At 63.0% G+C, this 273-nt stretch carries 1 pseudogene; it reads right to left on the reverse strand.

Annotation, left to right across the window (positions count from 1 at the left end):
- Positions 1-226: pseudogene (locus SB725_RS31230) on the reverse strand (DUF1345 domain-containing protein); the annotation flags it as partial.
- Positions 227-273: the final 47 nt, after the last annotated feature.

Here is a 273-nt window from a genome sequence, read left to right on the forward strand (position 1 = left end):
GCACCAGGCCGGCGTTTTCATCCTCGGCTTCGGCGATACGCCTGACCTCATCGGCGCGAGCCCGAACGGTGAGCCAGAACATCAGTGCCAGGTAGCTCCAGACAGCGGCGTTCCAGCCAATGAGGATCTTGCCGGTCAGGGTCTGGGCAGGAGCGAGCAGACCAATGGCGCAGCCGATCAGGACGCCGATGGTCAAGCGGGGGTGGGTGCGGATGACGACGGACATGGGCATTTTCGTGAGAGTGGAAGTGGCCAAACCTTAGCATGGCGCCT

Origin of the sequence: Pseudomonas sp. SIMBA_041, assembly GCF_046535095.1 — a bacterium.
Lineage (GTDB): Bacteria > Pseudomonadota > Gammaproteobacteria > Pseudomonadales > Pseudomonadaceae > Aquipseudomonas > Aquipseudomonas mucoides.